The sequence below is a fragment of the Vibrio sp. QJM3NY_15 genome (assembly GCF_057785995.1).
On record NZ_JBYMCW010000003.1, the window covers coordinates 100,350 to 123,946 of the forward strand.

The following is a 23,597-nucleotide window of genomic DNA, read 5'->3' on the forward strand; positions in this document are numbered from 1 at the left end:
GAATCTGTGGGGAAAGAGTATGCCAGTAGATTTTTTGACCGATGAACAAAAGCAAAACTATGGGTGTTACGCTGCTGAGCCAAATGATGTTCAACTGGCTCGTTACTTTCATCTTGATGAGAGAGATCTGGCATTTATCCAGCAGTGTCGTGGGAAGCACAACCGGCTAGGTATTGCACTGCAACTGACCACTGTTCGGTTTCTCGGTACGTTCGTTACCGACTTAGCTCCGATTTACCCCAGTGTAAAACAGTTTGTCGCGAAACAAATTGGAGTCCGTCACACACAAGTGCTAATGCGTTATGCTCTACGCCCCACAACTCATCGTGAACATACCTTTCTAATTAAAGAGCATTACGGTTATCGTAATTTTGGTAGTTTTCCTTGGTCCTTTCGTTTAAAGAGGCAACTATTCACTCGAGCATGGTTGAGTAATGAACGTCCAGGGCTCATGTTTGATTTTGCTACCGCTTGGTTACTTCAAAATAAGGTGTTGCTACCTGGCGCCACAACATTAGTTCGCTTAATTAGTGAAATTAGAGAGCGAGCACAAAAAAGGCTTTGGAAGCAATTGGCTTCTCTTCCTACCCAATGGCAAAGCGCTCAGCTGCTTGAGTTATTGGAAGTTCCAGAGGGGCTGCGTTTATCACGACTTGAATTATTAAGAAAAGGACCCACCAATATTAGTGGTCCTTCCGTTCTGAGCGCGCTCTCTCAATATTCTACTCTACGTAACTTAGAAATTTCTAAACTGAATTTTACAGGCCTTCCCCTTATACAACTTCGTAATTTGGCTCGCTATGCGGGGATGGTTTCTGTTAAGTATATTTCTCGAATGCCAGAGGAACGAAAACTTGCCGTGTTAACTGCTTTTGTCAAAGCACAAGAGATCATTGCTTTGGATGATGCCATTGATGTACTTGATATGTTGATCACTGACATCACACGTGAAGCAAAAAAAATCGGTCAAAAAAAGCGACTGAGGACATTAAAAGATCTTGATAGAGCGGCTCTGCTTTTAGCAAGAGCCTGTTCTGTTTTATTTGATGAAAATACAGATGACGAGATGCTTAGAAAGTCGATATTTAAGCGAGTATCGGAAGAGAACTTACTTAAGTCTGTAGAAAAAATAAATGAGATCGCTCGCCCACAAAACAACTATTTCTATGACGAAATGGTTGAACAATATGGGCGCGTCAAACGTTTTTTACCGACAGTTTTAGAGGAACTTCATTTTTCAGCGGTTACCGCTGGGGAGAACATGCTGGAAAGTATCCACTATCTTACTGAGCTAAAAAAGACCAAAAAGAGATTTTTAGATGGAGCGCCTGAGCACATAGTTAAAGCATCATGGAAAAGGCTCGTATACGATGGTGACGGCCGCACCCAGCGTGCTGGTTACTCTTTGTGTTTCTTAGAGCGTTTGCAAGACTCATTGCGTCGCAGAGATGTCTGGGTAACTGATAGTGACCGTTGGGGAAACCCCAGAGAAAAGCTCTTGCATGGTGAGGCGTGGCAAGCTCAACGGGTTCCTGTTTGTCGGGCACTTGGCCACTCAACTAATGGTCACGAAGCCATGCAGCAGCTCGCGAGACAATTGGATGAAACATGGAGAGAAGTTGCTGAAAGGTTTGATGAAAACACAGAAGTTAGTATCTGTACCGATGGCAAGCACCCATCTTTGACCATTATGAATTTAGATAAACTAGAAGAGCCTCTGTCATTAAAGGCACTCAACCATCGAGTCAAACAATTGATCCCGCCAGTCGATTTAACGGAGTTATTATTAGAAGTTGATGCTTGGACAGGTTTTACGCAAGAATTTACCCACGTAAGAGAGTCCGAAGCGAGAGCTCAAGGTTTACACATAAGTGTATGTGCAGTGTTGATGGCTGAAGCTTGCAATATCGGTCTTGAACCACTGATCAAATCCAATGTTCCTGCCTTAACTCGTCACAGATTAAGTTGGGTTAAACAAAATTACGTTCGAGCTGAAACATTAACTAATGCGAATACTAGACTCGTTAATTTCCATATAAAACAACCGTTGACAAGTGCTTGGGGAGACGGAAATGTAGCTTCCGCAGATGGAATGCGTTTAATAGCCTCCGCAAAAACAGTAAATGCAGGTCCGAACCGAAAGTTCTTTGGCTCTGGACGTGGAATTACTTGGTACAATTTCATATCAGATAAATATTCTGGCTTTCATGGAATTGTGGTGACGGGAACGTTACGAGACTCACTTTATGTATTGGAAGGAATACTTGAGCAACAGACGGGGCTCAACCCAACTGAGATCATGACAGATACTGCTGGCGCTAGCGATATTATATTTGGTTTATTCTGGCTGTTAGGGTATCAGTTCTCCCCTCGATTGGCTGATGCAGGAGAGGCGGTATTTTGGCGAGTAGACAAGTTTGCTGATTATGGTCTGTTAGATGATTTAGCTCGAAGCTGCACGGATCTTTCAAAAGCCGAAGAACAGTGGGATGAAATGATGCGAACCGCTGGATCGTTGAAGCTTGGCACCATTCGGGCATCCGAATTGGTTCGCTCTTTGCTCAAGAGCAGCCGTCCATCAGGCTTAGCTCAAGGCATTATGGACGTTGGCAGAGTAAACAAAACATTGTACTTGCTTAATTATATAGACGATGAAGATTATCGTCGCAGGATTTTAACACAACTCAATAGGGGAGAAGGTCGGCACGCAGTCGCTAGAGCAGTTTGCTATGGTCAACGTGGAGAAATCAAAAAGCGTTATCGAGAGGGGCAAGAAGATCAGCTAGGCGCTTTAGGCATCGTTACCAATGCCATCGTGTTATGGAACACTCTCTATATGCAGGAAGCATTAAATTGGAAGCGGTCCAATAATGAAGAAATTATAGAAGAAGATATTTCTCGGTTATCCCCACTAATATACAAGCATATCAATATGTTAGGTCATTATACCTTTACGTTGCCGGAAGACTTAGAGAAAGGAGAGTTAAGATCCTTGAACGTTGGTGAAGGTGATAAAAACCGAGTCGAATTCGAATTGTAGTAGATTAAAAATCAATGACTTAACCCTCTAAACGTACACTTTCGTTCCGTTGGACCTCAAACCCCGACACCGTTTTATTATTTAATTTGCATGTCACAGCTTCATCCAATGAATGATGATTGGTGATTCTATTCGAGATACCCATATCGTTTTGATGCCCAACTTAAGGCACCCTCCGTTGTAGTGATAAAATTAAAGCTCAACATTTTTCGATCATAAATAGCAAGATAACCTTGCTAAAAATCCTTTTACTTTTTGTCGACCCATTACTTTGTAATTGCGTGACTCGCCATAAGTACTGATATGGCAAACTTGTAATGTGTTCTTTGCTAGGTCAGTAGCAACAATGTTTTTAGTCAATTCAATATAGTGAAGTCCTTTTTATCAAGTGTCTCGCTCAAGTTTAGCTCGACCGAAAGAGGAGTGGATTCCACACGTCAGGATAGTTTTCACTGTAAAAACTTTGTATTACCTATATTGAAATGCAGGCATCAGCTCACCTCAGATTAATCCCAAAAACATGCTATATTGATTTAAAACGTACGTTGCAAAGATGCATTATGTCTTTTAGGCCAGCCTCAAGTAGAGGGAATATTTACCATGCATTCAATCAACCGAACTAATGAATTTTTGTGAAAAAACACAAGTTACATGAGAGAGGGGGTAGTGCCTGCGACTTTTTATGAGCATTTTTACCAAAATCTATTACGATTGCCCATCGTATTTGATCAAATGCCAATAACGATTACTTATCTTGCTTTGCGATATTGAAGATTTTTTAGAAGACTTTCCTGCCCCAAGAGAAAAGAACAAAGTCATTTATCCTTTTCCATCACTCATATTCATGTCTCTTTGTGCGGCTTTGTTGCGTAATTAAATTTAGAGATAGAGGTTCCCCATTTCGCATGTTTTTTAGCCAAGACGATAAGTTTCAGGCATACCTAACCCAGTAAGCTTGTTCAACGCTTTTATCATCGCTCAAGTTTCTCTCACCTGGGCATTGTAATTTCTTAAGCTTAATCGTCCTCTCCTAGCAACTGTTTAACTCGATGCATCGCGGTTTCTGACAGTGAGCGTCTGTGGTATCCATACCGCTCATTCCAATACTTATTTGAGCCGTATAACTTCTGGCAACCCACTGCGAGATTTCGAGAGTGACCACGCTCCCAGAGGGCTGCCCCTTCTCTTGGGGGAATAAGCGCAACGGCTCGCTCAATCTTAATAGCAGCGTGACAAGCTCTCGTGTCGTAAGCGCCATCACCAGACACCTCAAGGATACTTTGGTTTGTTTATTTCAGTAAGTTCGGAAGGACTTCGCCATCTGTAACCGTCGATAAACTTAGCTCGGCTGCAATAATTTTATGAGCTTGCATCGACTTAGATATGCAGCTTCCGCCAGACTCTCCGCTTGCCATCCGTCCCGTGTTTTTTGACTTTCCATTCACCTTCGCCATAAACCTTAAGGCCAGTTGCATCAATGGTTAGGTGTTGTATCGTTCCTCTCGTTTTAGTCTTAAATGAGACCACAAATTGCTTTGCTCTACGACTGATATAAGTGTAATACGGACAACTTAATGGAACGTGGGCAAGTCTAAATATCGAGTCGATAAATCCTTGCAGCGCTCTCACGCTTCACCATGAGCGCAGTCGTGAGAGCTTAATAACGAACCGACGAGGCCTCCGCGCTTATTCTGTTTGCTTTGCGCCCACCCGCTTATCGCCTCTTTATCAATCCAAAAGGCCAGAGAACCACGGTTAATGAGTGATTGGTTGTATTGCTTCCAGTTGGTTGTTTTGTAACGAGGTTTAGGCATGAGGCTACGAGATATAGTGTAAGCGTCTTTAAATCGACTCATTCAATCCTTTCAATAAACGTCGTAACCTTTAACTTTGATCGTTAAAGGTACTCGAAAATGTCTCAGCATAGATCTCAACAAGAATGGCTACGCCTTGTGCAGAAGTATTACAATGGTGAACAGCCATCCTCTACGTTACCCACGGAATTACGCCTTGAAGCGGGGGCATGCTCTCTTCATGTGCCTCGTGATGTACACCTCAGTGGCTCGGCCTTCTATTGAAGGAGCTTGCTGTTGTATGAAAATGTTTACTGATACCTCTGTTATCTATCCCCACAAAGCCCCCGTCGATTTTAGACAGTGCTTCAACATTACTGGAACAGTTCGGTATTGGACCATGTGTAGCTGCGACATTGTTGGTTACAGCAGGTGATAACCCACAGAGATTATGCAAAGAGTCTGCATTTGCAGCATTTTGTGGAGTGAGTCCGCTACAAGCTTCGTCAGGAAAGACATCCCGACATCGACTAAACCGTGGGGGATCAAGAGAGGCCAATAATGCATTATGGACAGTAGCTTTGATAAGAATGAGAAGTGATCCTAGAACAAAATTATATGTAGCGAGGAGAAGCGGAGAAGGACTTTCGACAAAAGAAATACAAAGGTGTTTGAAACGCTATATCGTTCGTGAACTTTACCCCATTATATTGAAAGATCTTTCTGTTATGACATAAGTGTTGACATAGGAGCGTCATAGCCTTATCAAGCGAGTCTTCAGTAGTTTGAAAACGGAATGGGTACCAACGAATGGCTATAGAAGTTTTACAGAGGCGCACCAAGCAATAACAGATTATCTGGTTGGTTATTACAATCAACATCGGCCACATCAAGACAATAGTGGATTAACACCGAATGAGTCAGAGCGACAATTCTGGTTTACCCATAAAACCGTGGCCAGTTTTACTTGATCACTTCAGGTCAACGACTTTACAGCGTCTGTCTCGCTTACATTTGATGAGTATAGAATGAGTGCACTTTTCGAGCGTTACAGACTGTACGGGTTGACCTTTAAAGTTAAATAGAGCGGAAGATAATAACGACAAACTACAACAATAAGAGAGAAGACGGGAAGTGATTATAAATCAATGTATTATTGATTTTCAATTGATTTATTGATAATTTGTAGTCTAGTTGTATATGGTCGCGTGTGCATACTTCGCTTGAAATATTATATTGTAATACCTACTTTGCCCACTCACACCCAGTCTGAGAGTGGGCTTTTTTTACGTTGGCATACCTGTAGTTATTCATGGCTTGCTAAATTAGCAAAAGCACTGAAAAATAGGTGCGCCTTAGCTTGCATAAGAACAAATTAAGACGCGAACGCATCATTGAGTACTAAGGCTTAAATAATACGATGCGCATTCAGAAGGTAACTGAAAAAAGCAAACAATTCCATACTTACCAAGAATGCTATTACCTCACTCAATTTAATCGCATAACTGAGGAAGCGAGTCTAAGAGTGGGCCAGTAGTATTTGCCATCAAACCTCTCCGCCACAGCAAACTAAACTTGTGAGCAAATCTCAATACATGTCTGATGTTTTAATTGTAAATAAGATCAATTGAAAATCTGTTGATTTGACACCATATAAAGAGTTCTGCATCTATATTATGATTCATAATGGACTTTGTTGCGTAATTCAATTGTAAGCGTCTGCGAACCGACTCATTGACTTTCTAATATCAACTAAGATACCGTCAACTAAGGCGGTACCTGTCATTCTGAACGCTATTCGGGGGCGGGGGACTCGTCCGAATTTGGCATGTTCCAAGGAAGAAGATGACCATGGTCGTCCTCACTCTTCAGTTTCGGGATTTCTCGCAGGTAAGGAATCTCAATGTTTCCTGACCTGAACAATCGCGGCATGACTCATGCCAGAATGAGTGCCTGACTGACCTAACTTCTGTCCTACAATTTAAAGTCGAGTGTTAATTGAACACTTTCACACTGTTTTCGCTATTTCAGATACACTCATCCTACGAAAAATCTAAATTGACCTGATTTGGGATTGAATGAGGGCGTGATGGACCAACTCCGACAGCGGCTCTCCGACTCTAAAACGAATGAATGTTAAGCTGTGACCACAAAGAATGCACTCAAACGGGTCAACCTTCACATAGCCTTTTAGTATGGCGGCGTAACCGGACATTTCTGGTGAGTCTTTAGGTGCGATGCCTAAGGCATCGTAGACCTTAGGGAGCATCTCACCACGGCGTCGGTTCGATAGAAAACCAAAGTATCGAATCATTCTGAAGTGCTTATCAGGGATATGCTCAATCATGCGCTCTATCAGTGCTTCTGGACTCAAAAATGAGGGATTCCGTCCATTCCTATGGTTAAGATAATCAAACGTCACTAAGCCTCCCTGGAAATCATGTCGTAACCTAGACGCAGATATAGGTGGCCGCTTTAGGTATCAACCCATGTAGGTCATGGTGGGGGTCACATTGGCCGTTTTCTTAGCAAAGTGTAGCTTCCATCGACGGCATATTGGCTGGTTAGAAATCGTGACCAATCTTGCTCATTGCGAATATAAGGGCAGCCCTCTCCACTCAAATCTAACTCTGATTAATTGGAGCTAAGAAGTTGAGTGATGGCGGCACGCCAACACTTCTCAGTAGTCTTAGCTTTAAAGACAATGGGCTTCCACAGGCCTGTCCTCTTACATAAACCTCCACGTGTGACAGACAAATGGATGTGCACATTCCAATTCAGCTTTCTTCCGTAGGTGTGAAGTACACAGAACACGCCGATATCCATATCCAGTTGCTTTGCCCATCCTAAGAAGATTTGGCGCACAACTAAAGAGATGATTGAGAAGAAAACGATTATCCCGAAAAATAGGCCACAACTGCTGCAAAAGCGAGATTTACACGTCTGGTGAATGTATTTGTGATGGGTGCAGTTGGCATGGCTGCATCGATACTCTTTAGAGCCAAAAGCGGCGGTACTGCAAGCGAGCATCTTGGTGACGTTTTCAATGACGACGGTTCGGAGGGGTTCCCCGATGTTTATTGAGATAGTTCAGCCAAGTATCGTTGGCATTGAAGAGTTGTTTGATGGGCTTGTTCGGATGCATTACCTATAGAGTAAGCGATTCATGCACAACACTCTAGTCGGTTGAGTCTCTTTGTTTTCGGCCATAGGCCGCTCAGGCGACACCGTCGCCGGTTCGTAGGTCTCATCCATCCGCCACGAAACGGCAACAGGCATCTTCCTTCGGCGTGCTCGGTGCTCCAATCGTGGGGCGTATTTGATGACCCACAGATTGATGGTCGAGTGATCAATATCGATACCTCGCTCAGTGCGTATCTCTTCGATTTTACGGTAGCTCAGCTTATAAGAAACGTAATAACGAACAGCCTGAAGAATGATGTCGGAAGGAAAGTGACGACCTGTAAATTTGATAGTCATAGCGTTGGCAGTGGTGAATTTTGATGAAGAGCTTAACCGATCACTCCTGTTTGCGACAGAACCCAATATCTTACAAACGGTCAGTTACCTTGGCCGCTACCTGAAATGCCCGTCGGCTTCGTGTCTACGCCATTACAGCAAAGGCGGCATGTTGACGTTTGATTATCTGAATCACCGCACAGGACTAAACACCTACTTGTGCATAACTAAGACTATTTATTTATTCCTAGATCTGTCAGTAATTTTTCAAGTTCCAATTTGTCTACTTTGGATACACACTGTTGGATTGGAGCTTCTTCTTTGAAGCGATAAGCACCACAATACATAAACCGATCAAATAGTTCATCAATTTGGGATGTAGTTGGAATGCTTCTTCCAGTACGACGTATTTCATCATCCACTAATGCATCTATCTTTTCATAACTCACTGTTTTCTTTTTGTTCTCGTAATTTTTACTTTCGATCGTTGTTCCCAGTGGATGAATAACACCGATAATCGGTTTCCCATTGCTATAAACCATAGAGAAGAATGAGCTAACCCCTGATTCAAATGGCTCTACCAGCACCTCATCTTTCACATGCTGAAACCATTCTTTTTTATCGTTTTGTCTCCATTTTTTTCTGAGATACTAAACTTACGCTCTGGATAGCATCTAATATGCTGCTCAACTAATTGATACTTAGTATCTTTATCACAATCGTGCCACAAACGTTCACATATCATACTTACCTGTTGCTTTCCTTTTAATATCTCCCATAGGTCCCTACCATTTGGTTGATTAGGCGAACTTATGTTAATTTCACTCGTACTCGCATTGGAGAAGCAATTCAATGATAAGGCCGGATTCATATTCAATATCCTCTTCTAGATTAGTGTTTTAATTTTTAAGGTCATAGGACGAACGAGAGGTGATAATTGTATCCTTTTCTAATTGCACCTCATCAATACCGACTAATGAACATAGGCTGCCTACTGCAGCAACTAACGACTTGTTAGTTTTACTGTTTATAAAAGGCATAGACAGGTATCTTCCTGTCTATGCACCCAGATAAACTACTCTACGTTTGCCATCTGTCCCGTGTTTTTTTACTTTCTATTCACCTTCGCCATAAAATTTAAGGCCAGTGCATTAATGGCTAGGTGCTGTATTGCTCTTCTCGCTTTAGTCTTAAATGAGACCTCAACTTGCTTTGCTCTACGACTGATACAGGTATAATGCGGACAACGGAACATGGGCTAGTTTAAATATCGAGTCGATGAACCCTTGTAGCACTCTTAGCTGCAGAGAAAACTTGTTTCACCATGAGTGCAGTCGTAATAGCGAGATTACTGAATCGATGTGGCCTTCCGTGTTTATTCTGTTTGCTTTGCGCCCAGCCACTTATCGCTTCCTTATCAATCCCAGTAAATCCCAGACGATTTTAAAAAATTCAAAATTGAAACGATCCTTAATATCCTCGGTCACATGGGGCTTGATAACGTCGATGTCTGGTTTATTTGAAGACGAGACCGATCAAGTGCCTTGTGCTAATCATCTATTATCACACATACCATGAACCATTCCGCCCATTGGCATGATGAGAAATAGTTACCTTACTGAAACGAGATCCTTGTCGTGCGTAATCATAAAGATGCTCAGGGAGCTCGTGCTGTGAAAAATAATCTTATTTTCTGAGCCGTTGTGACTTGCCCTAAACCAGGATAATCACTACAGCCTTTATCGCGTATCGATGGGGATATTTATAAAAAGAAAGAATTGACAGGTACCGATTTAGGGGGCGGTACCTGAGGAATCTTGAGCTCGTTAGATGAGGGCCAGTGTTATCCAGGGAGGCTAATAGTAATTGTAGTTAGAGGATTGGACGTTAGACTTCACAAGTTCAGCTAGAATATTGAATGACTTTAACCGTGAATTATTGTCATTTTTGCTAGCCAATCTGCCCTTTTGCAAGGCTTCGACAATTTCGTCAGGTTTAGTTCCTATATAAAACTCCTCCCCGGATCTAGATGTCACTGTGACCGTATCTAATAGTGGAAGAAGCTCTTTAAATTTCTCGACGTTTTCCATATCTCGATATGCTTCATCGTGTTTGTCCAAGGGCGTTCTTCTTGCGCCATCAGGTACTGCTTTTCCCTCATCAATCTGTTTTAGTGCTGACTCATATCTTGTAAATATCCCTATTCGGCTTAATGATTTATCCACGGCCAACACTTTTAAGTTAGTCTTCAATCCACTGTTTTTACAGTCAGTCAGAACGTTTGATATCGAGTGCTGTTGATCTAACATGGAGCGTTGTATCACCATGTTAAATTTATTTCTAAGCGCGTGCTTTATTAAACCTTCACATAGAAACAATGCCGTTTGTTGACAGTTTGGCACTGTGCCTGGATGTCCACTCCTTGCCAACTCCGAATAGCCTGGAATATATTTTTTCAGATCATCGTAATCAACCACCACGCAGTTACCACTGAATTGTTTAGAACAAGTTTTTGTCGCGGTCGATTTTCCGGCTCCCATTTGGCCTGTAATGACAAAGGCACTCGGATTTTCTTGAGAGGTCACGTCTTGACACAGTTCTTTTTTAACATGTTCTAGCAACTCTGATTTATTAGTAGGCTCATTGAGATACCTACTATCACCTGTCACTTGACGCTGGCGGAGATCCAAAGCACTTTTTGTTTCATTGGCCGATGTATTCTTTCGTAAATTAGTAATTTGTTTGACCGCTAGCGTTTCCGTTAGTGAGCATGCCCGTTTGAGGGGACGGTTCAGAGTAGACGTTTTTAGTATTCTCATAATCAACTTTTATTAAAAATTCGTTCAATCGGTATTGCCCAAATGCCCAAAGAATAGCGTTGTAGTATGCACTATTCTCTCACATATGATCAGATACCCTAGTACTCCTAATTAGGCGTGATCACTTTCAAAAAATCATGTCATTATTATTGAATAATAATGTAAAAATGAGGCACTTCACTCGGGGTTATGTAGATTAAAGTTTCCACAAAATGTCGGATTAAATTGGGGCCGATGAGTACGAGTCTCACTGACTTATTTAGCTAGCTCAACCCTTTTTTTGTTGAGATATAAAGGTTATATTTATGCTCTTGATAAACGTGTTCTGACTCGTACTGGGATTAACAGAGTGTCTTTGTGTTGACCTGTCATCACGGTTTTCAAGTTATCAACGACCAACTTCTGTGACCTAATAGGAGCATTGTCTTGCACTATCTTTATCTCGTCCAGAGCTGGATACTGAGGGTAGAATGATGGTTGAAATACATACTACTAATCCACTTAAATTAGGTGTGGACACGCGTCTAGATAAGCATGTGGCTGTGCTTCTTAGTGCTAGGAGTCAGCATGTAGATACAACAGAATTTCCTGTTTGTGAGCAAGGATCTCAAGAACTATTTGGCTGGTGCCGTTCATTCGGTCAATTGATCGAAGCAGATATTGAAGGTACAAGCTCTTATGGTGTTGGTCTTTGCCGTTTTCTAGAGCAATCGAACGTCTGTGTTTATGAAGTCAATTGACCTAATCGACCGAAAATGCAGCTAGATCGGTACTAGCCAAGGGATCTACAGCGACACCTAAGTCGCATGACGGTAAAGTTGAAGCTCTTCGCTATTTTATGGTGGTACGAAGAGGCTCTGTAAAATCAAGGGCTCAGAATGCAAATCAGATTCGTGCATTACTTTACTAGTCACTGCGCCTGAATGTATTAAACAAATGTACTATGTTCCCTCGACGTTTCAATGCATTCAAGCCTGCCTATCGCTTGAATCTACTTCCGAAGATCCTCTTTCATACGCACTCATATCAGCACTTAAGATGCTAGCTCATCGATGGCAAGACCTAACCGATGAACCACATACAATAGACAAAGTATTACGGAAGCTCACTAAAGAAAGTGCTTCAACATTACTGGAACAGTTCGGTATTGGACCATGTGTAGCTGCGACATTGTTGGTTACAGCAGGTGATAACCCACAGATATTAGGCAAAGAGTCTGCATTTGCAGCACTTTGTGGAGTGAGTCCGCTACAAGCTTCGTCAGGAAAGACATCCCGACACCGACTAAACCGTGAGGGATCAAGAGAGGCCAATAATGCATTATGGACAGTAGATTTGATAAGGATGAGAAGTGATCCTAGAACAAAATTATATGTAGCGAGGAGAATCGGAGAAGGCCTTTCGACAAAAGAAATACAAAGGTGTTTGAAACACTATATCGTTCGTGAACTTTACCCCATTATATTGAAAGATCTTTCTGTTATGACATAAATGCTGACATAGGAGCGTCATAGCCTTATCAAGCGAGTCTTCAGTAGTTTGAAAACGGAATGGGTACCAACGAATGGCTATAGAAGTTTTACAGAGGCGCACCAAGCAATAACAGATTATCTGGTTGGTTATTACAATCAACATCGGCCACATCAAGACAATGGTGGATTAACACCTAATGAGTCAGAGCGACAATTCTGGTTTACCCATAAAACCGTGACCAGTTTTACATGACCACTTCATTTACACTAAAAAATCCAGAAAAGAACGTAACTATAGAGTTTTTCGGGATATTTCTGAAATACTCACAAGAGGTTTGCTGTTGGTGGGGAGATAATGAAGAATCCTGTAATTCAATGCTTTAAGGTACTTATGCCATTAACAATCTTGTCACCAGTTATCTCCACACCTTCCATTTTACCAGTAAGTAGTAATTCAGAATCTTCTTCCCTTTTCAGTCGGTCAGTTAATAAAGTGTTTAATACCAGCCAACAATTACCATTGCCTTCTGGTGGGAAATTGAAATCGGAAGAGATTAATAAAAAAAACACACTAGGTAAAAATGCTAAAAAAAAAGCAAATGTTGCTGGTGCTGTTAAGACAGTGATTGCAGATAACAAGAAAAAGGCACAAGAGGCTGGGGATATTGTTCGGAGAGTTGTTTCAGTTAGGTCCATTCAACCAGGCATTATCCATACTAGAATAAAACATAATGACCAAAATTTAATGTTTGCAGATCACAGTCGTTTATCCAAAATTATGGCTAATGTGCAAAAAGATGCTCAGTATGACTCTCTATTAACAATTAATAGTCGTTCTAATGTAGATGTTTTGGCTATTAAAGATGACCAAGCGCCGACAAATCCCTCAAGCATAATTCAAGGAAATACCATTAGAAAAGGTACTACTTTTATAAATGGTGGTTTTTTTGTACATAGAGACGGATTGAAAACCACTAATGGTATCCCTGCCCCAATAGGATATACAGTTGGTGAAACCAAAGGAAAAGAAAACACAATCCCAGTCCCTAATATGTGGAAAACTGACTATGGAACATTAACAGACAAAGATGGTCAGATCATTCTCACGTCAGGCCCTATTTTAAAAAGTGAATCTGAATTTACAGGTAATAGGTTCACCTATTTTATTGACTCAGAGAAAACACCAAACAAATTAAATACATATGCTGGGTCTTTAACCCACTCAAGTAATAGGAATGAACGCGCTGCCATAACTTTGAATAACGATAACAGTGTTAGAATGCATACGATAACAACAAAAGGGGGGGATAGAGATTTAGGAATGACTATGAAGCAATGGAATAACACAGTAAGTACTATGTCTACCCCTAATGATGAATCATTAAATTTAGATGGTGCAGCATCAATTGCCATGGGTTTTATTGAAGGTGATAGGATTACGAAAATATCTAAAGGTGGAGGTGAAAATTCAAAAGAAAGAGATCTAGCTGACATTGTAATTACAAGTCGATAATATTAAATCATATATACATCTCAATATTTGACGTAACGTCACTTAATCCAAACTTTTAGCTAGTGTGACTTTACTCGTCGCATTAGCTCTTCACAATGAAATTTTTCATACCTATAATTAATGTGGTTTTTATGAAAGCAAGCAATTAAGTCGATAGGTCAATCAGTGCACTAAAAACAGATGGTAATATATTCAATCAACTATTTGTATCTAAAATATCAAATGTAGAAATTAGCTCCGTAGAAAGAAAATCACTACCAGAGGTAGATCTATTAAAGAATGCCCACATTGAGGTTATCAAATTAAAAGCTAATAAAGGCTCCTTAGGTAATTTAGGACTTGAGGTGATAAATAAGCGTAGTTTTGGCATTGCTAGCATGGATAAGGGGTTGTTTATCACCTCAAAAGGACAGACCAAAGAAAAAGTACTTAATGTACATGAAGGAAAACCGCTGAAAGGGAATACTGTGCACAGTGATTGGAATCGAAGAAGAGCACCATCGGATAGGCACAGTTTAAATATTTCAAGCGTTGCTAAGCCTTCTAGAATAGATAGTGATGGTAATCTAATTGGTAAACTCATTCAAGGCAAGACTACGGCTCAATAACTCTTTGTTTTTAAACAAGATTCAATGCTAGAGACAACATTTCCTCGGTCTGGGTTTCAGATTGAATACAAGAGTGAAATTTTTGACTCAAAGGGAACAAAAATAGAATCAGGTGAAGTTGAAATTCCTCCTGGCTCTGATGTGTATGCAATATTGAGCATAAAAAAATCACCAAGTAACGTCACCATGGATGCAGTTATAGTAGAGAAAGGTACTGGAGAGATTATTGAAGCAATGTGGAAAGTAAGTCGTGCCCCTCAAATCATTGGGTCTGAACTTAAGTGGAATATTGATCTCATATAGGTATGCGCTTCTCCTTCGGCGGGCTTATTGCAAAAACTCACGTCCCGCCAAACGTTAGCTGTGATTCATCGCGCCTGACACTTCAATTATCCTAAAGCAAAAATTATCTCACCCACTCTATTTAGATCATAAAGGGACATTTCTATTTGGGAGGCATTTAAAATGGGCTTTACAAAGACAATCAGCCTCAGAACGTAGCGGTAGAGTATTTTCAGAATACTTCAGGAATAGTCTCGTGAAATTAGTCGTGGTATGGGGGATTATTAGCGTGATAAAAATTTATTTAATGGTATTTTATGCCGGTTGTTAATAATTTTCGAGCTCACGTACTGAATCACTCAAGTGCGGCAGAAAAAATGGGTAAACATGATCTTGCTTGTAAGATTATGAGTGTAAAGCAAGAAAAAAACGAAGGTAAGTGTTTAAATCTTTTAGATAAAGTCCAGTGCAATGCGGAAAAGCTGAACAAGTTATTGGATAAGCAGGAAAAATATCAGAAATTAACGGCGACTATAAAATCGTCATATAAAACAGAAATGACCTCTGCTCAATTTCTGAGTCAACTAACTTCTAAGTTAAACGGAGCTCCTGAATTGTTAAAGACTGAGGGGATTTTTAGGCTATCTGTAACTGCAGGTGGCCCCACAGCGCAAGCTATCCTAGCTACTGATAATATGGAGTCATTAGTAGGTAAATGTGGTGAAGAGCCTGGTATCATAATTTCCAGTGTTATAAAAAAGGAATTTGAAAATGCATTGACAGTTGAAGATAAAGCTAATATCAGTAAGTTGGTTGATAAATTCTCCAAGGATAAAAAACTCATACCGTCACTGAGTGAGCTCCCAGAGCCATTGGGTGACGTAATTACTACTTTCCAATGGGTTGCTAAGTATTCTGATATTAATAAAATGCCGGCAGATAATTTAAGCTCCATAATGGCGATGAAACTAATTGATAAAAATGAGGAAATTTCAAAGTATAAAGACTTTATAAATAGGTGTATTGAGCAAAAGGTAACCGTTGAGACCCTGTAAATAATTCTGTGTAACTACTCTTGGTTACAAGTATTCAGTTAATCGATCTTCGAACATAATCATAAAACGGTTTAGAGCTTGCTTCCAGTGATGGATTAGCATTGTCCACCTCTTGGAAGCATCCATTATCGCTAGGTACACCACCTTTTTAGCCAATTCATTTGTCGGGAACAGTTTATGTTTCTTGGTCGCTTTTCTGATCACTCTGTTCAGAGATTCAATCTCATTCGCTGTATAGATAGCTCTACGGATATCTTGAGGGTGCTATTCATTCCATTTATCACCAAAGTGCTCTAGCGCCAACAGAGCTTAATCTTCAGTCGTAGCTTGATAGATTTCCTTTAAGTCTGCGGTAGTGGTTTTGTAGTCTTTCCACTGAACGTATTTCATTGAGTTTCGTACCATGTGTACGATACAGAGCTGGATTTGAGTTTTTGGATAAACTGCATTGATGGCATTAGGAAAGCCCTTGAGGGCATCAACACAAGCGATGAGGATATCATTCACACCTCAAGAAGTTCTTTCGACCTTCCATATCGACGCCGAGAGTAAGGTAAATGGTTTTGTTGATGTGGTCGCACCTTCACAACAATGCAGTTCAGGTAAGCGATGGGGTAAACCGAATCAAGAGGGCGAGCTTGCCACTCAACAACTTGTTCTAAAACAGCATCAGTGGTTTTAGATATTAGTGTAGCGGTCAAGTAAAACTGGCCACAGTATTATAAGGGAACCAGAACTGTCGTTCCGACTCATTTGGTGTTAATCCACCATTGTATCGATGCGGACGATGCTCAACCAGGTAATCCGTTATTGCTTTCTGTGCCTCTGTAAAACTTCTATAGCCATTCGTTGGTACCCATTCCGTTTTTAAAATTTCTGAACACTCGCTCCATAGGGCTATTATCCCATCAGTTCCCTCGACGACTCATACTTTGAGTGATTCGATATCTCCATAGCAACTGACGATATTTTTTACTCGTGTAGTGGCAACCTTGATCCGAGTGGAACATTACACCAGACGGCCTTCCGCGGCTCTCATTGCCCAACCGATGACTTTTCGTGCCAACAAGTCAATAACAACGGCTAGATAAGACCATCTCTCTCCCGTCCAGATGTAAGTCACATCGCCGCGAACTGACGATTTAACCGGTTAGGTATATGAACACGTTCCTGCTGTGTTTTTTTGTACGTATGTTTTGGTGGTTGGCAACTGACTAAGTCTAGTTCTTTCATGAACTTGCTCGCTCGGTAACGACTAAGTCGAATACCTCTCGCTGTGACTATGTCAGCAATGGTTCTCGCTCCAGCGGAACCATTGCTCAGCTCATAAGATCGGCGAACTTCGGCACGAACAAGCACATGCTCTGACGACAGAGATTTATCTCTATTTGCCCAATGACGATAACTACTGCGATGAATCCCGAACACTTCGCAAAGCCGTTTCACAGCATAACTCTTCTTGAGTTTTTCGAGCATCGAGAACCGTTCAGGGAGTCTGACATCAAGAGAGCCGTAGCCTTTTTTAGAATTTCCTTTTCTTCATCAATCCAAAAGGCCAGAGAACCACGATTAATGAGTGATTGTATTGCTCCCAGTTAGTTGTTTTGTAAAGAGATTTAGGCATGAGGCTACGAGATATAGTGGACGTAACTGATCAGATCGTTGGGCTTATTTGGTTGTCGTTATTGATCTATTCACTCGTAAACCGTCTGGTTGGGTAATATCTCGTTCACCAGATAGTGAGTTAACGAGTAAAGCACTTAAGATGGCTTATGAGCATCGTGGGAAACCACGAGGAGTCATGTTTCATAGCTATTAAGATAGCCACTATACAAGTAGAGAATACCGAAAAACGTTATAGCGCTATTAGATTAAGCAGAGCTTATATCAGAGAGGGAATTGTTGAGATAACGCTCCGATGGATGCTTATTCAGAAGCTTTAAGCCAAAAATGGGTACCAACATATAGGGTTCAAAGTTTGGCTGATGATAGACACTCTATTGTTAAGTACTACAGCCAGGTATGTCCCATCAATACAACGCTGGGCTAACACCCAATGAGTCGGAAAGACAGTCTTAGGAAACTTATAAAACTGTGGGGAATTTTCGTTGATTACTACACTAAGCTAAATTGATGTAGGTAAAAGCTACAGACATAGGCAACATACTGGTGACTCCGAGATCAATCGTTTTAAAGTAATTGAAGATTTTCGCCACTGTATAACCCAGTTCGATAAAATTCAAAGGGCATGAGTTGACTCGCGTTCTAATAGACGTTTTTGTTAAAAAGCCGTAATCCTCAAGAGTTCTCCTTGAATTATTGAAAATTAGTTTATAACCCTACCTTGTCCTCGCCTCTAATCCCTTTAAGGGGCGACCCTCGAGCTGTTTTTATCGGAATTATCAACCTCACGACGCAAGGTTAACGCTGGTAATACCTTCAGCGTTTTCGGTGCACTCTGCACACCTCTAAAGTGAGCGTATACCGTGACAGAACCTTCCTTTCGAGCAAAACCTGTTCGCTCTTTTTCTGAAATATACAAGATCTCCGGATCCATGGATTCAAACGTGAGCTCAGATAAGGCTGAAATGTTCACACTGGATGGTTGGCTATGCGCGGCAATCTCTTGTGAGTCATCAAACAAAGCTTCCATTTCAGCGAACACCTCAAACGTGACGGTGCTATTCACAGGTAACGTGTCACTGTCGACTGTGACGAGCAAGCTGCGGATCTGAAATGAACGCGTTTTCACCTCCACGTTACCGAGGTCGACCTCTTCGAACAGGGCCTTGTCTTTACAACCGACCAATAATACACCGGTGATGAGTAACGCGCTTATCCATTCTGTGGTAGTTCTGTTTTTTTTCATCCTTAATTTCCTTATGACGTTTCAATGGACTAAGAAGAATATATACATTATGGTCTTAGATTAATAATGATAAGTTACGAAGGTAAATATGAAAGAAAACACCCGAGTGACAAAAAATTCAATCTTCCACTCTTAACGAGGGGCTGTTACAAAAACTGATTTACTCTCTCGGATAGCCATTTGTTTGCTGCAAATAGTATCAATATCATTATTAATGAAGGAAGAGCTCTCCTGCAGTTACTCTTTTCCCCGTCACGGCGTAATCAAAAATCAAATTGCCCCTTTTTGAGTATCCAGATGACTTTGAATTCTTGAACCGTTGACTAGGTCCGCTTTCGTGTCTTGAAGCTACTGGTGGTAATAGTCTGATTCAATACCATTGTTCAGGGCTTTACTTTAACTGTTTGATTTTAGGAGTTGTGGACTAGTTGGAAATGGGCTCATTTTCGTGCAAAAAATTAGTTTTTACTTACTTCATTACAAGGCAGCGTTAGCTTTCTTCACAGGAAGTTTTCCCCCATGAGGGAGTGAATCATATTTACCGTGCCACATACCCCATGTGAGATGGCCACGATATGACAGAGATCTTAATAGCCACTAAAGAGACTGCCCAATGGATTTCCCTCTCTTCGTGATGAACAACATTTCATTCTGCTTCAGGTCGTAGGAAAGAAGGGTGCTCTAGTATCTGACCTAGACATAGGGGTGAAGTGGCATAGTGAATTTGGCCACCTGATTAAGAGGTGATGTATGATCATCTCGATACTAAAACAGGTGACAATATGACTAAGCGTGAAAGGCGCACTTTCAACCCAGAATTCAAGCTTGAATACGCTCAACTAGTGCTTGGCCAGGGACGTATCTACAAAGAAACCTGCGAAGCGATGGGCATTGGAATAACAACGTTAGAAAGCTGGGTAAGGCAACTCAAAATTGAAAGAGCCGGTAAGGCTCCCAATGAAGTGGTCAAGTAAAACCGTGGCCAGTTTTACTTGACCACTTCAGGGATTCAAATTAATAGAGTACACATCAGATTGTACTAAGTATTCCTAGCTTTGACTTCAACAAGTAATTGCCTTGATAACATTAAAATTTCTTGATGTTCTGGGGCCAACTCTGCCAGCTTAATCGCTGTTTCCACCGACTCAACAGCGTCCGCATATTCCTTTAATGTTAAATAACATTGCCCTAAACGAAAGCAAGTCGCTGGGTTTGTCGCATCAAAAAGCCATGAACGAATATAGAAACTAATGGCCTCTTGTTCCTCATTTAACGCATGGTAAGTCATTGCTAAAGCGAATGAGTAGGTAGCATTAAATGGCAGTTGTATTACTGCAACGGTAAAAAAGTCTAACGCTGTAATGTAATCTTTCGCATTAAATGCTCGAACGCCTTGTTGATATGTCAAATTAGCCATGTGTGTATCTTCACTCTGCAGTAATTCAGGTGCTGATACCAACCCATGTTTAACTTGAACTAGTGTTTGCTGTAAATTAGTCATTATAGGTTAGTCGACTCCATTTCATTATTTCCAGATTCATCATGCTGAAAATGACCGTTAATATTAAGGTCACGCTCAGATTGAGAAAGCTCAATTTTACTAGCAGCTGTCTCTAGAACTAGAGTTGCCCCTTCTGTAGCATGAGTCCAGTGCGGGGCCGCAACAGTAGAGTGGCTAACGTCCGAACCTGATGCAGCAACAGAGTGTCCAATGTCTGAACCTGCAGTAGCAGTATTAGCTGCAAAGGCTGCAATCGCCCCCATAAATAAACCAATACGCAAACCTGAGGAAATACCATTGGACATCTTCCTGTGCTTATCACCACATACTTTATTTATAAGGTAGCCTAAGCTGTCGTTGGCAAATGGTTTTTCTTTGTTATTTCGGGTCTTATATGCTCGTAAAGCATCGGCCGCTCCAAGGGCAGCATTAATGCCAGCAAATACAGTGGTCGCGATTAAAGGTGCTGTTCCCCCGGTGGCCGCACATGCGACTGTACCAGCGATGAAGCCTATTGTTGCCAACGTGCCACCTATAACCTTAGGTACAACTCCATCAGGTAGGTTATCATAAGCCAGTTTAATTGCCTCTTTGACATTACCTTTCTTAAAGCTTTTCAAAAAACTCTTTTTTACATGAATTGCCTGTTCAGGTTCAACGTTATTTCTCTCTGCTATTTCTAATTTCTCTTGAGCCTTATCAATACTACGTTCTGATGCTGTAAATTCTGCAGATGGTAGAGGTGTGCTGGCGATTGTGCTTTGGAAGCTAGCTACATTATTATTAATCGTAGGTGCAACGCTATTGGCAGTTCCTTTGACTAATCTGGGTAATGTTTTTATTGTTTTATTGTTTTATTTTCGGGGACTCTTTTAACGCCGTTAGTTTTGAATGTTAACTCTACCTGTGAATTTTCTGGGCTTAACGATTGATAATTTAATGTAAGAACGTTATTATTTATCATGAAAACTAAAACCTTTGGTTGATCTAGATCTGTGTTGAAAACGAAATAGCCTGTCATATATTTGAGGTGACTTATTGGAGTATTTCACTATTGATACGCAATTTTAGGGAAGGTTTTCGCCTCCAAAAAAATAAGTTTAATCACTATGATTTTTATAGTTTACGTTTGTGATCCTTTTCTCAATTTAAACTAAAATTGATATTGCATTATCATCTATCGATTTTCATCAGAATTTAAAAGAAAACAATTGAATAAGTTACTCCCCCATTTTTAAATGTGAATGTAACCAATTGATTTTTTGACTTCCCAAAAAATATTTAAGCTAATTGAAATGAGCTTCGCCCAATTTTGGGCACGGAGTTAAATTCCCCCCCAATACTAACGAAGTGAAAAACTGGAATTAAACACTTTCTAAATGCAAAGCAGACTTATTTTTTTATTGAATTTCAAGTGACGCTTTAATACAGAGAGGTTATCAGTAAACGGAAAAATTACCATGTTCAAAGGCCGTTGATTGGACAAAAAGAAGAGTTGAAGGATTAAAGAAAATTGCTACGAATTTATGCTTGATCACCAATTATATCTTAATGTTGTCTGTATCTCAGGTTTATACAGCATGAAGCGATAGGATTTTCACATTGAGTCTTTTTATTAATATTGGTGGAGATATATTGCGGGGAGGCAGCTTTGGTCAGTAAACCACAACATCTGATAAAGAGAATACCTAAACTGTAAATCAACCAGTATAGGTATTCATTAACAGGGAAAATAACCGTTCTGAAATAGTAAAAATTAATTCTCTTGGTTATTACCTTCCTTTTGCGCCTTAAACAGAGGGCTATTCGTCATAGCCTCATTCACCGATAGGAGCATTGCACGTTGTGTTTTGTCTTTAGGCGTTGAGGTACCTTTAGTTTTATTATTGTTTTTGCTGAATGAATCGTCTACTTGGACTGTTGCCCACACTTTTTTCTCATCAGAAAGTGTTTTCTTTGGTGGCGGTGGCGGTGGCGGTGGTATGTGTCCTGGTTTAAAATTAGGATTAGGTATTGGTTCATCGTTTGACGTTAATGCTATATTTCCATCTTCGTTTTTTAGTTTTTGTAGTCGTTTCTCTTCTTGTTCTTCTCTATTTTTTACATCCAAAGCTTTCTTTTGTTCTAGATTTAACAAGCTATTCTTGGATGTCATTTCAGAGAATACCTTCTCTTGAAGAGCCTTGAATGTTGGGTTTTTATCAAGACGATTCTGCGCGGATGCTCGATTTGATAAGCTATCAGCGCTTGTTGGTTGCAGATCTGTCTTATCTTTAGGTGCATCAGGTGCATCGGCTTTTACCGAAGGTGAGGTAGTTGATAAGTTATCAGCGCTTGTTGGTTGCAGATCTGTCTTATCTTTAGGTGCATCAGGTGCATCGCTTTTACCGAAGGTGAGGTAGTTGATAAGTTATTACCGCTTGCTTGCTGCGAAGCTACCTTGGTATTAGGTGTATGACTCTTAGGAACGTTGGGCCTCTTTTTGTTAGAACGTAATCCAAAAAAAACCGCTATGGATCTCAATATAGATTTAGGTACATTTGAAATTTTACGTACATTAAAAATAGATTTTTTGGGGGAGCTATTTCCATCAATTGAAGTGTGGCTCTGAGGGGGAAGGATTTTCAAAATTCAGACCTCTATATAAAAATGGTAGTGAGAGTTATTCCATTCGAATACACTCTATTAAGTAATTAATGGCAAGATGAGAAAAGTGCAGCTTGCATACTCCATTACTCTCTCCCCACCATTTATAGTGATATAGTAGTTATCGCTCCTACTAAGCTAAATTTTTAACTGGTGCGCCAAATTATTAAAGGTATTAAATTTGTCAGATAATTTCCGTTCAAGGTGCGTCATATCTTCTCCAAGTTCGGCATACACGATGACCTTGTCTTTCTGGACATTCATAAACAGCTCTTCATCATTGGCTAATGCTTCAATAAACTTCTCAGCTTTAAAAGAAACGACTCTCGGATCCCTAAATGGTATTTCAATATAGGTATGCAGTTTTTTTTCATGAAAACTCACATAAATTTCTTCCCCTCCAGACAGCTCTATCACAATAGGCTCATTGCCTTCCACTCTGGAGAGTAATGTGGGTGCGACTCCTAAATTCTTCACTAATGATTCAAAGACGACTTCTCTTAACTGTTTCAAAAATGTTTCCTCTTAACTATTAAATGA

14 protein-coding genes and 13 pseudogenes are annotated in these 23,597 nt (G+C 40.6%); 13 read left to right on the forward strand and 14 right to left on the reverse strand.

Features of this window, described 5'->3' with window-relative positions:
• Positions 1-19: 19 nt before the first annotated feature.
• Positions 20-3,040 carry a Tn3 family transposase gene (locus AC3CKG_RS25100; protein WP_488529984.1) on the forward strand — a complete coding sequence of 1,007 codons (3,021 nt, stop codon included), beginning with the start codon at positions 20-22 and terminating at the stop codon, positions 3,038-3,040.
• A 912-nt stretch (positions 3,041-3,952) separates the two neighbouring features.
• On the opposite strand, the pseudogene AC3CKG_RS25105 reads toward AC3CKG_RS25100, so the two are convergent.
• Positions 3,953-4,854: pseudogene (locus AC3CKG_RS25105) on the reverse strand (IS5 family transposase).
• 99 nt (positions 4,855-4,953) lie between these two features.
• Here AC3CKG_RS25105 and AC3CKG_RS25110 point away from each other — a divergent pair.
• From AC3CKG_RS25110 to AC3CKG_RS25120, 3 genes and pseudogenes are all read left to right on the forward strand, one after another.
• On the forward strand, positions 4,954-5,118 hold the full coding sequence (locus tag AC3CKG_RS25110) for a hypothetical protein (protein WP_488529985.1): 165 nt from the start codon (positions 4,954-4,956) through the stop codon (positions 5,116-5,118).
• Between the two features lie 80 nt (positions 5,119-5,198).
• Positions 5,199-5,570 (forward strand): annotated as a pseudogene (locus AC3CKG_RS25115) (transposase); the annotation flags it as partial.
• 27 nt (positions 5,571-5,597) lie between these two features.
• Positions 5,598-5,804, forward strand: a pseudogene (locus AC3CKG_RS25120) (IS3 family transposase); the annotation flags it as partial.
• 9 nt (positions 5,805-5,813) lie between these two features.
• Here AC3CKG_RS25120 and AC3CKG_RS25125 read toward each other — a convergent pair.
• The 3 pseudogenes from AC3CKG_RS25125 to AC3CKG_RS25135 form a co-directional block, all read right to left on the reverse strand.
• Positions 5,814-5,939: pseudogene (locus AC3CKG_RS25125) on the reverse strand (ISL3 family transposase); the annotation flags it as partial.
• A 947-nt stretch (positions 5,940-6,886) separates the two neighbouring features.
• Positions 6,887-7,978: pseudogene (locus tag AC3CKG_RS25130) on the reverse strand (IS91 family transposase).
• Positions 7,979-8,073: 95 nt separating this feature from the next.
• A pseudogene (locus tag AC3CKG_RS25135) lies at positions 8,074-8,313 on the reverse strand (IS6 family transposase); the annotation flags it as partial.
• 64 nt (positions 8,314-8,377) lie between these two features.
• On the opposite strand from AC3CKG_RS25135, the pseudogene AC3CKG_RS25140 reads away from it, so the two are divergent.
• A pseudogene (locus AC3CKG_RS25140) lies at positions 8,378-8,521 on the forward strand (IS91 family transposase); the annotation flags it as partial.
• A 4-nt stretch (positions 8,522-8,525) separates the two neighbouring features.
• Here AC3CKG_RS25140 and AC3CKG_RS25145 read toward each other — a convergent pair.
• The 3 genes and pseudogenes from AC3CKG_RS25145 to AC3CKG_RS25155 form a co-directional block, all read right to left on the reverse strand.
• Positions 8,526-8,891, reverse strand: coding sequence for a hypothetical protein (locus tag AC3CKG_RS25145; protein ID WP_488530081.1), 366 nt, complete (start codon positions 8,889-8,891; stop codon positions 8,526-8,528).
• A 519-nt stretch (positions 8,892-9,410) separates the two neighbouring features.
• Positions 9,411-9,714: pseudogene (locus tag AC3CKG_RS25150) on the reverse strand (transposase); the annotation flags it as partial.
• 434 nt (positions 9,715-10,148) lie between these two features.
• On the reverse strand, positions 10,149-11,111 hold the full coding sequence (locus AC3CKG_RS25155; RefSeq protein ID WP_488529986.1) for a zeta toxin family protein: 963 nt from the start codon (positions 11,109-11,111) through the stop codon (positions 10,149-10,151).
• Positions 11,112-11,584: 473 nt separating this feature from the next.
• On the opposite strand from AC3CKG_RS25155, the pseudogene AC3CKG_RS25160 reads away from it, so the two are divergent.
• The 6 genes and pseudogenes from AC3CKG_RS25160 to AC3CKG_RS25185 all read left to right on the forward strand — a co-directional run bounded on the left by AC3CKG_RS25160 (position 11,585) and on the right by AC3CKG_RS25185 (position 16,041).
• Positions 11,585-12,602: pseudogene (locus tag AC3CKG_RS25160) on the forward strand (transposase).
• A gap of 27 nt (positions 12,603-12,629) precedes the next feature.
• Positions 12,630-12,836, forward strand: a pseudogene (locus AC3CKG_RS25165) (IS3 family transposase); the annotation flags it as partial.
• Between the two features lie 102 nt (positions 12,837-12,938).
• A complete protein-coding gene (locus AC3CKG_RS25170) occupies positions 12,939-14,096 on the forward strand; it encodes a phosphodiester glycosidase family protein (RefSeq protein ID WP_488529987.1) in 1,158 nt (385 codons plus the stop codon).
• Positions 14,097-14,440: 344 nt separating this feature from the next.
• Complete coding sequence (locus AC3CKG_RS25175) at positions 14,441-14,704, forward strand: hypothetical protein (protein ID WP_488529988.1); 264 nt, start codon at positions 14,441-14,443, stop codon at positions 14,702-14,704.
• A gap of 24 nt (positions 14,705-14,728) precedes the next feature.
• The gene (locus AC3CKG_RS25180) at positions 14,729-15,007 is read left to right on the forward strand and encodes a hypothetical protein (RefSeq protein WP_488529989.1); all 279 of its coding nucleotides are present in this window, start codon (positions 14,729-14,731) and stop codon (positions 15,005-15,007) included.
• A gap of 296 nt (positions 15,008-15,303) precedes the next feature.
• Positions 15,304-16,041, forward strand: a complete 738-nt coding sequence (locus tag AC3CKG_RS25185) for a Rho GTPase-activating protein (RefSeq protein WP_488529990.1) — start codon at positions 15,304-15,306, stop codon at positions 16,039-16,041.
• Between the two features lie 24 nt (positions 16,042-16,065).
• Here the strand turns inward: AC3CKG_RS25185 and AC3CKG_RS25190 are convergent.
• Positions 16,066-16,742 (reverse strand): annotated as a pseudogene (locus AC3CKG_RS25190) (transposase); the annotation flags it as partial.
• A pseudogene (locus AC3CKG_RS25195) lies at positions 16,739-17,565 on the reverse strand (IS3 family transposase); the annotation flags it as partial. The pseudogenes AC3CKG_RS25190 and AC3CKG_RS25195, both read right to left, overlap by 4 nt.
• 136 nt (positions 17,566-17,701) lie before the next feature.
• Between AC3CKG_RS25195 and AC3CKG_RS25200 the strand changes: the two are divergent.
• Positions 17,702-18,120, forward strand: a pseudogene (locus AC3CKG_RS25200) (DDE-type integrase/transposase/recombinase); the annotation flags it as partial.
• 286 nt (positions 18,121-18,406) lie between these two features.
• Here AC3CKG_RS25200 and AC3CKG_RS25205 read toward each other — a convergent pair.
• A complete protein-coding gene (locus AC3CKG_RS25205) occupies positions 18,407-18,910 on the reverse strand; it encodes a hypothetical protein (protein ID WP_488529991.1) in 504 nt (167 codons plus the stop codon).
• A 782-nt stretch (positions 18,911-19,692) separates the two neighbouring features.
• On the opposite strand from AC3CKG_RS25205, the gene AC3CKG_RS25210 reads away from it, so the two are divergent.
• Positions 19,693-19,884 carry a transposase gene (locus tag AC3CKG_RS25210; protein ID WP_488529992.1) on the forward strand — a complete coding sequence of 64 codons (192 nt, stop codon included), beginning with the start codon at positions 19,693-19,695 and terminating at the stop codon, positions 19,882-19,884.
• 65 nt (positions 19,885-19,949) lie between these two features.
• Here the strand turns inward: AC3CKG_RS25210 and AC3CKG_RS25215 are convergent, their stop codons facing one another.
• The 4 genes from AC3CKG_RS25215 to AC3CKG_RS25230 form a co-directional block, all read right to left on the reverse strand.
• A complete protein-coding gene (locus AC3CKG_RS25215; RefSeq protein ID WP_488529993.1) occupies positions 19,950-20,411 on the reverse strand; it encodes a tetratricopeptide repeat protein in 462 nt (153 codons plus the stop codon).
• Positions 20,411-21,031: a hypothetical protein gene (locus AC3CKG_RS25220; RefSeq protein ID WP_488529994.1), complete on the reverse strand. Its 621-nt coding sequence runs from the start codon at positions 21,029-21,031 to the stop codon at positions 20,411-20,413. The genes AC3CKG_RS25215 and AC3CKG_RS25220 overlap by 1 nt, the downstream gene beginning before the upstream one ends.
• A 1,136-nt stretch (positions 21,032-22,167) precedes the next feature.
• Complete coding sequence (locus AC3CKG_RS25225) at positions 22,168-22,566, reverse strand: hypothetical protein (RefSeq protein WP_488529995.1); 399 nt, start codon at positions 22,564-22,566, stop codon at positions 22,168-22,170.
• A 629-nt stretch (positions 22,567-23,195) separates the two neighbouring features.
• Positions 23,196-23,570: a type III secretion system chaperone family protein gene (locus AC3CKG_RS25230; protein ID WP_488529996.1), complete on the reverse strand. Its 375-nt coding sequence runs from the start codon at positions 23,568-23,570 to the stop codon at positions 23,196-23,198.
• Positions 23,571-23,597: the final 27 nt, after the last annotated feature.

Excerpts from the sequence above, each read along its gene's own strand:
- AC3CKG_RS25225 (WP_488529995.1), bottom strand. The coding sequence starts at position 22,566 with ATGACATCCAAGAATAGCTTGTTAAATCTAGAACAAAAGAAAGCTTTG.
- AC3CKG_RS25215 (WP_488529993.1), bottom strand. The coding sequence starts at position 20,411 with ATGACTAATTTACAGCAAACACTAGTTCAAGTTAAACATGGGTTGGTA.
- AC3CKG_RS25110 (WP_488529985.1), top strand. The coding sequence starts at position 4,954 with ATGTCTCAGCATAGATCTCAACAAGAATGGCTACGCCTTGTGCAGAAG.
- AC3CKG_RS25210 (WP_488529992.1), top strand. The coding sequence starts at position 19,693 with ATGACTAAGCGTGAAAGGCGCACTTTCAACCCAGAATTCAAGCTTGAA.
- AC3CKG_RS25205 (WP_488529991.1), bottom strand. The coding sequence starts at position 18,910 with ATGAAAAAAAACAGAACTACCACAGAATGGATAAGCGCGTTACTCATC.
- AC3CKG_RS25185 (WP_488529990.1), top strand. The coding sequence starts at position 15,304 with ATGCCGGTTGTTAATAATTTTCGAGCTCACGTACTGAATCACTCAAGT.
- AC3CKG_RS25100 (WP_488529984.1), top strand. The coding sequence starts at position 20 with ATGCCAGTAGATTTTTTGACCGATGAACAAAAGCAAAACTATGGGTGT.
- AC3CKG_RS25180 (WP_488529989.1), top strand. The coding sequence starts at position 14,729 with ATGCTAGAGACAACATTTCCTCGGTCTGGGTTTCAGATTGAATACAAG.
- AC3CKG_RS25155 (WP_488529986.1), bottom strand. The coding sequence starts at position 11,111 with ATGAGAATACTAAAAACGTCTACTCTGAACCGTCCCCTCAAACGGGCA.
- AC3CKG_RS25170 (WP_488529987.1), top strand. The coding sequence starts at position 12,939 with ATGAAGAATCCTGTAATTCAATGCTTTAAGGTACTTATGCCATTAACA.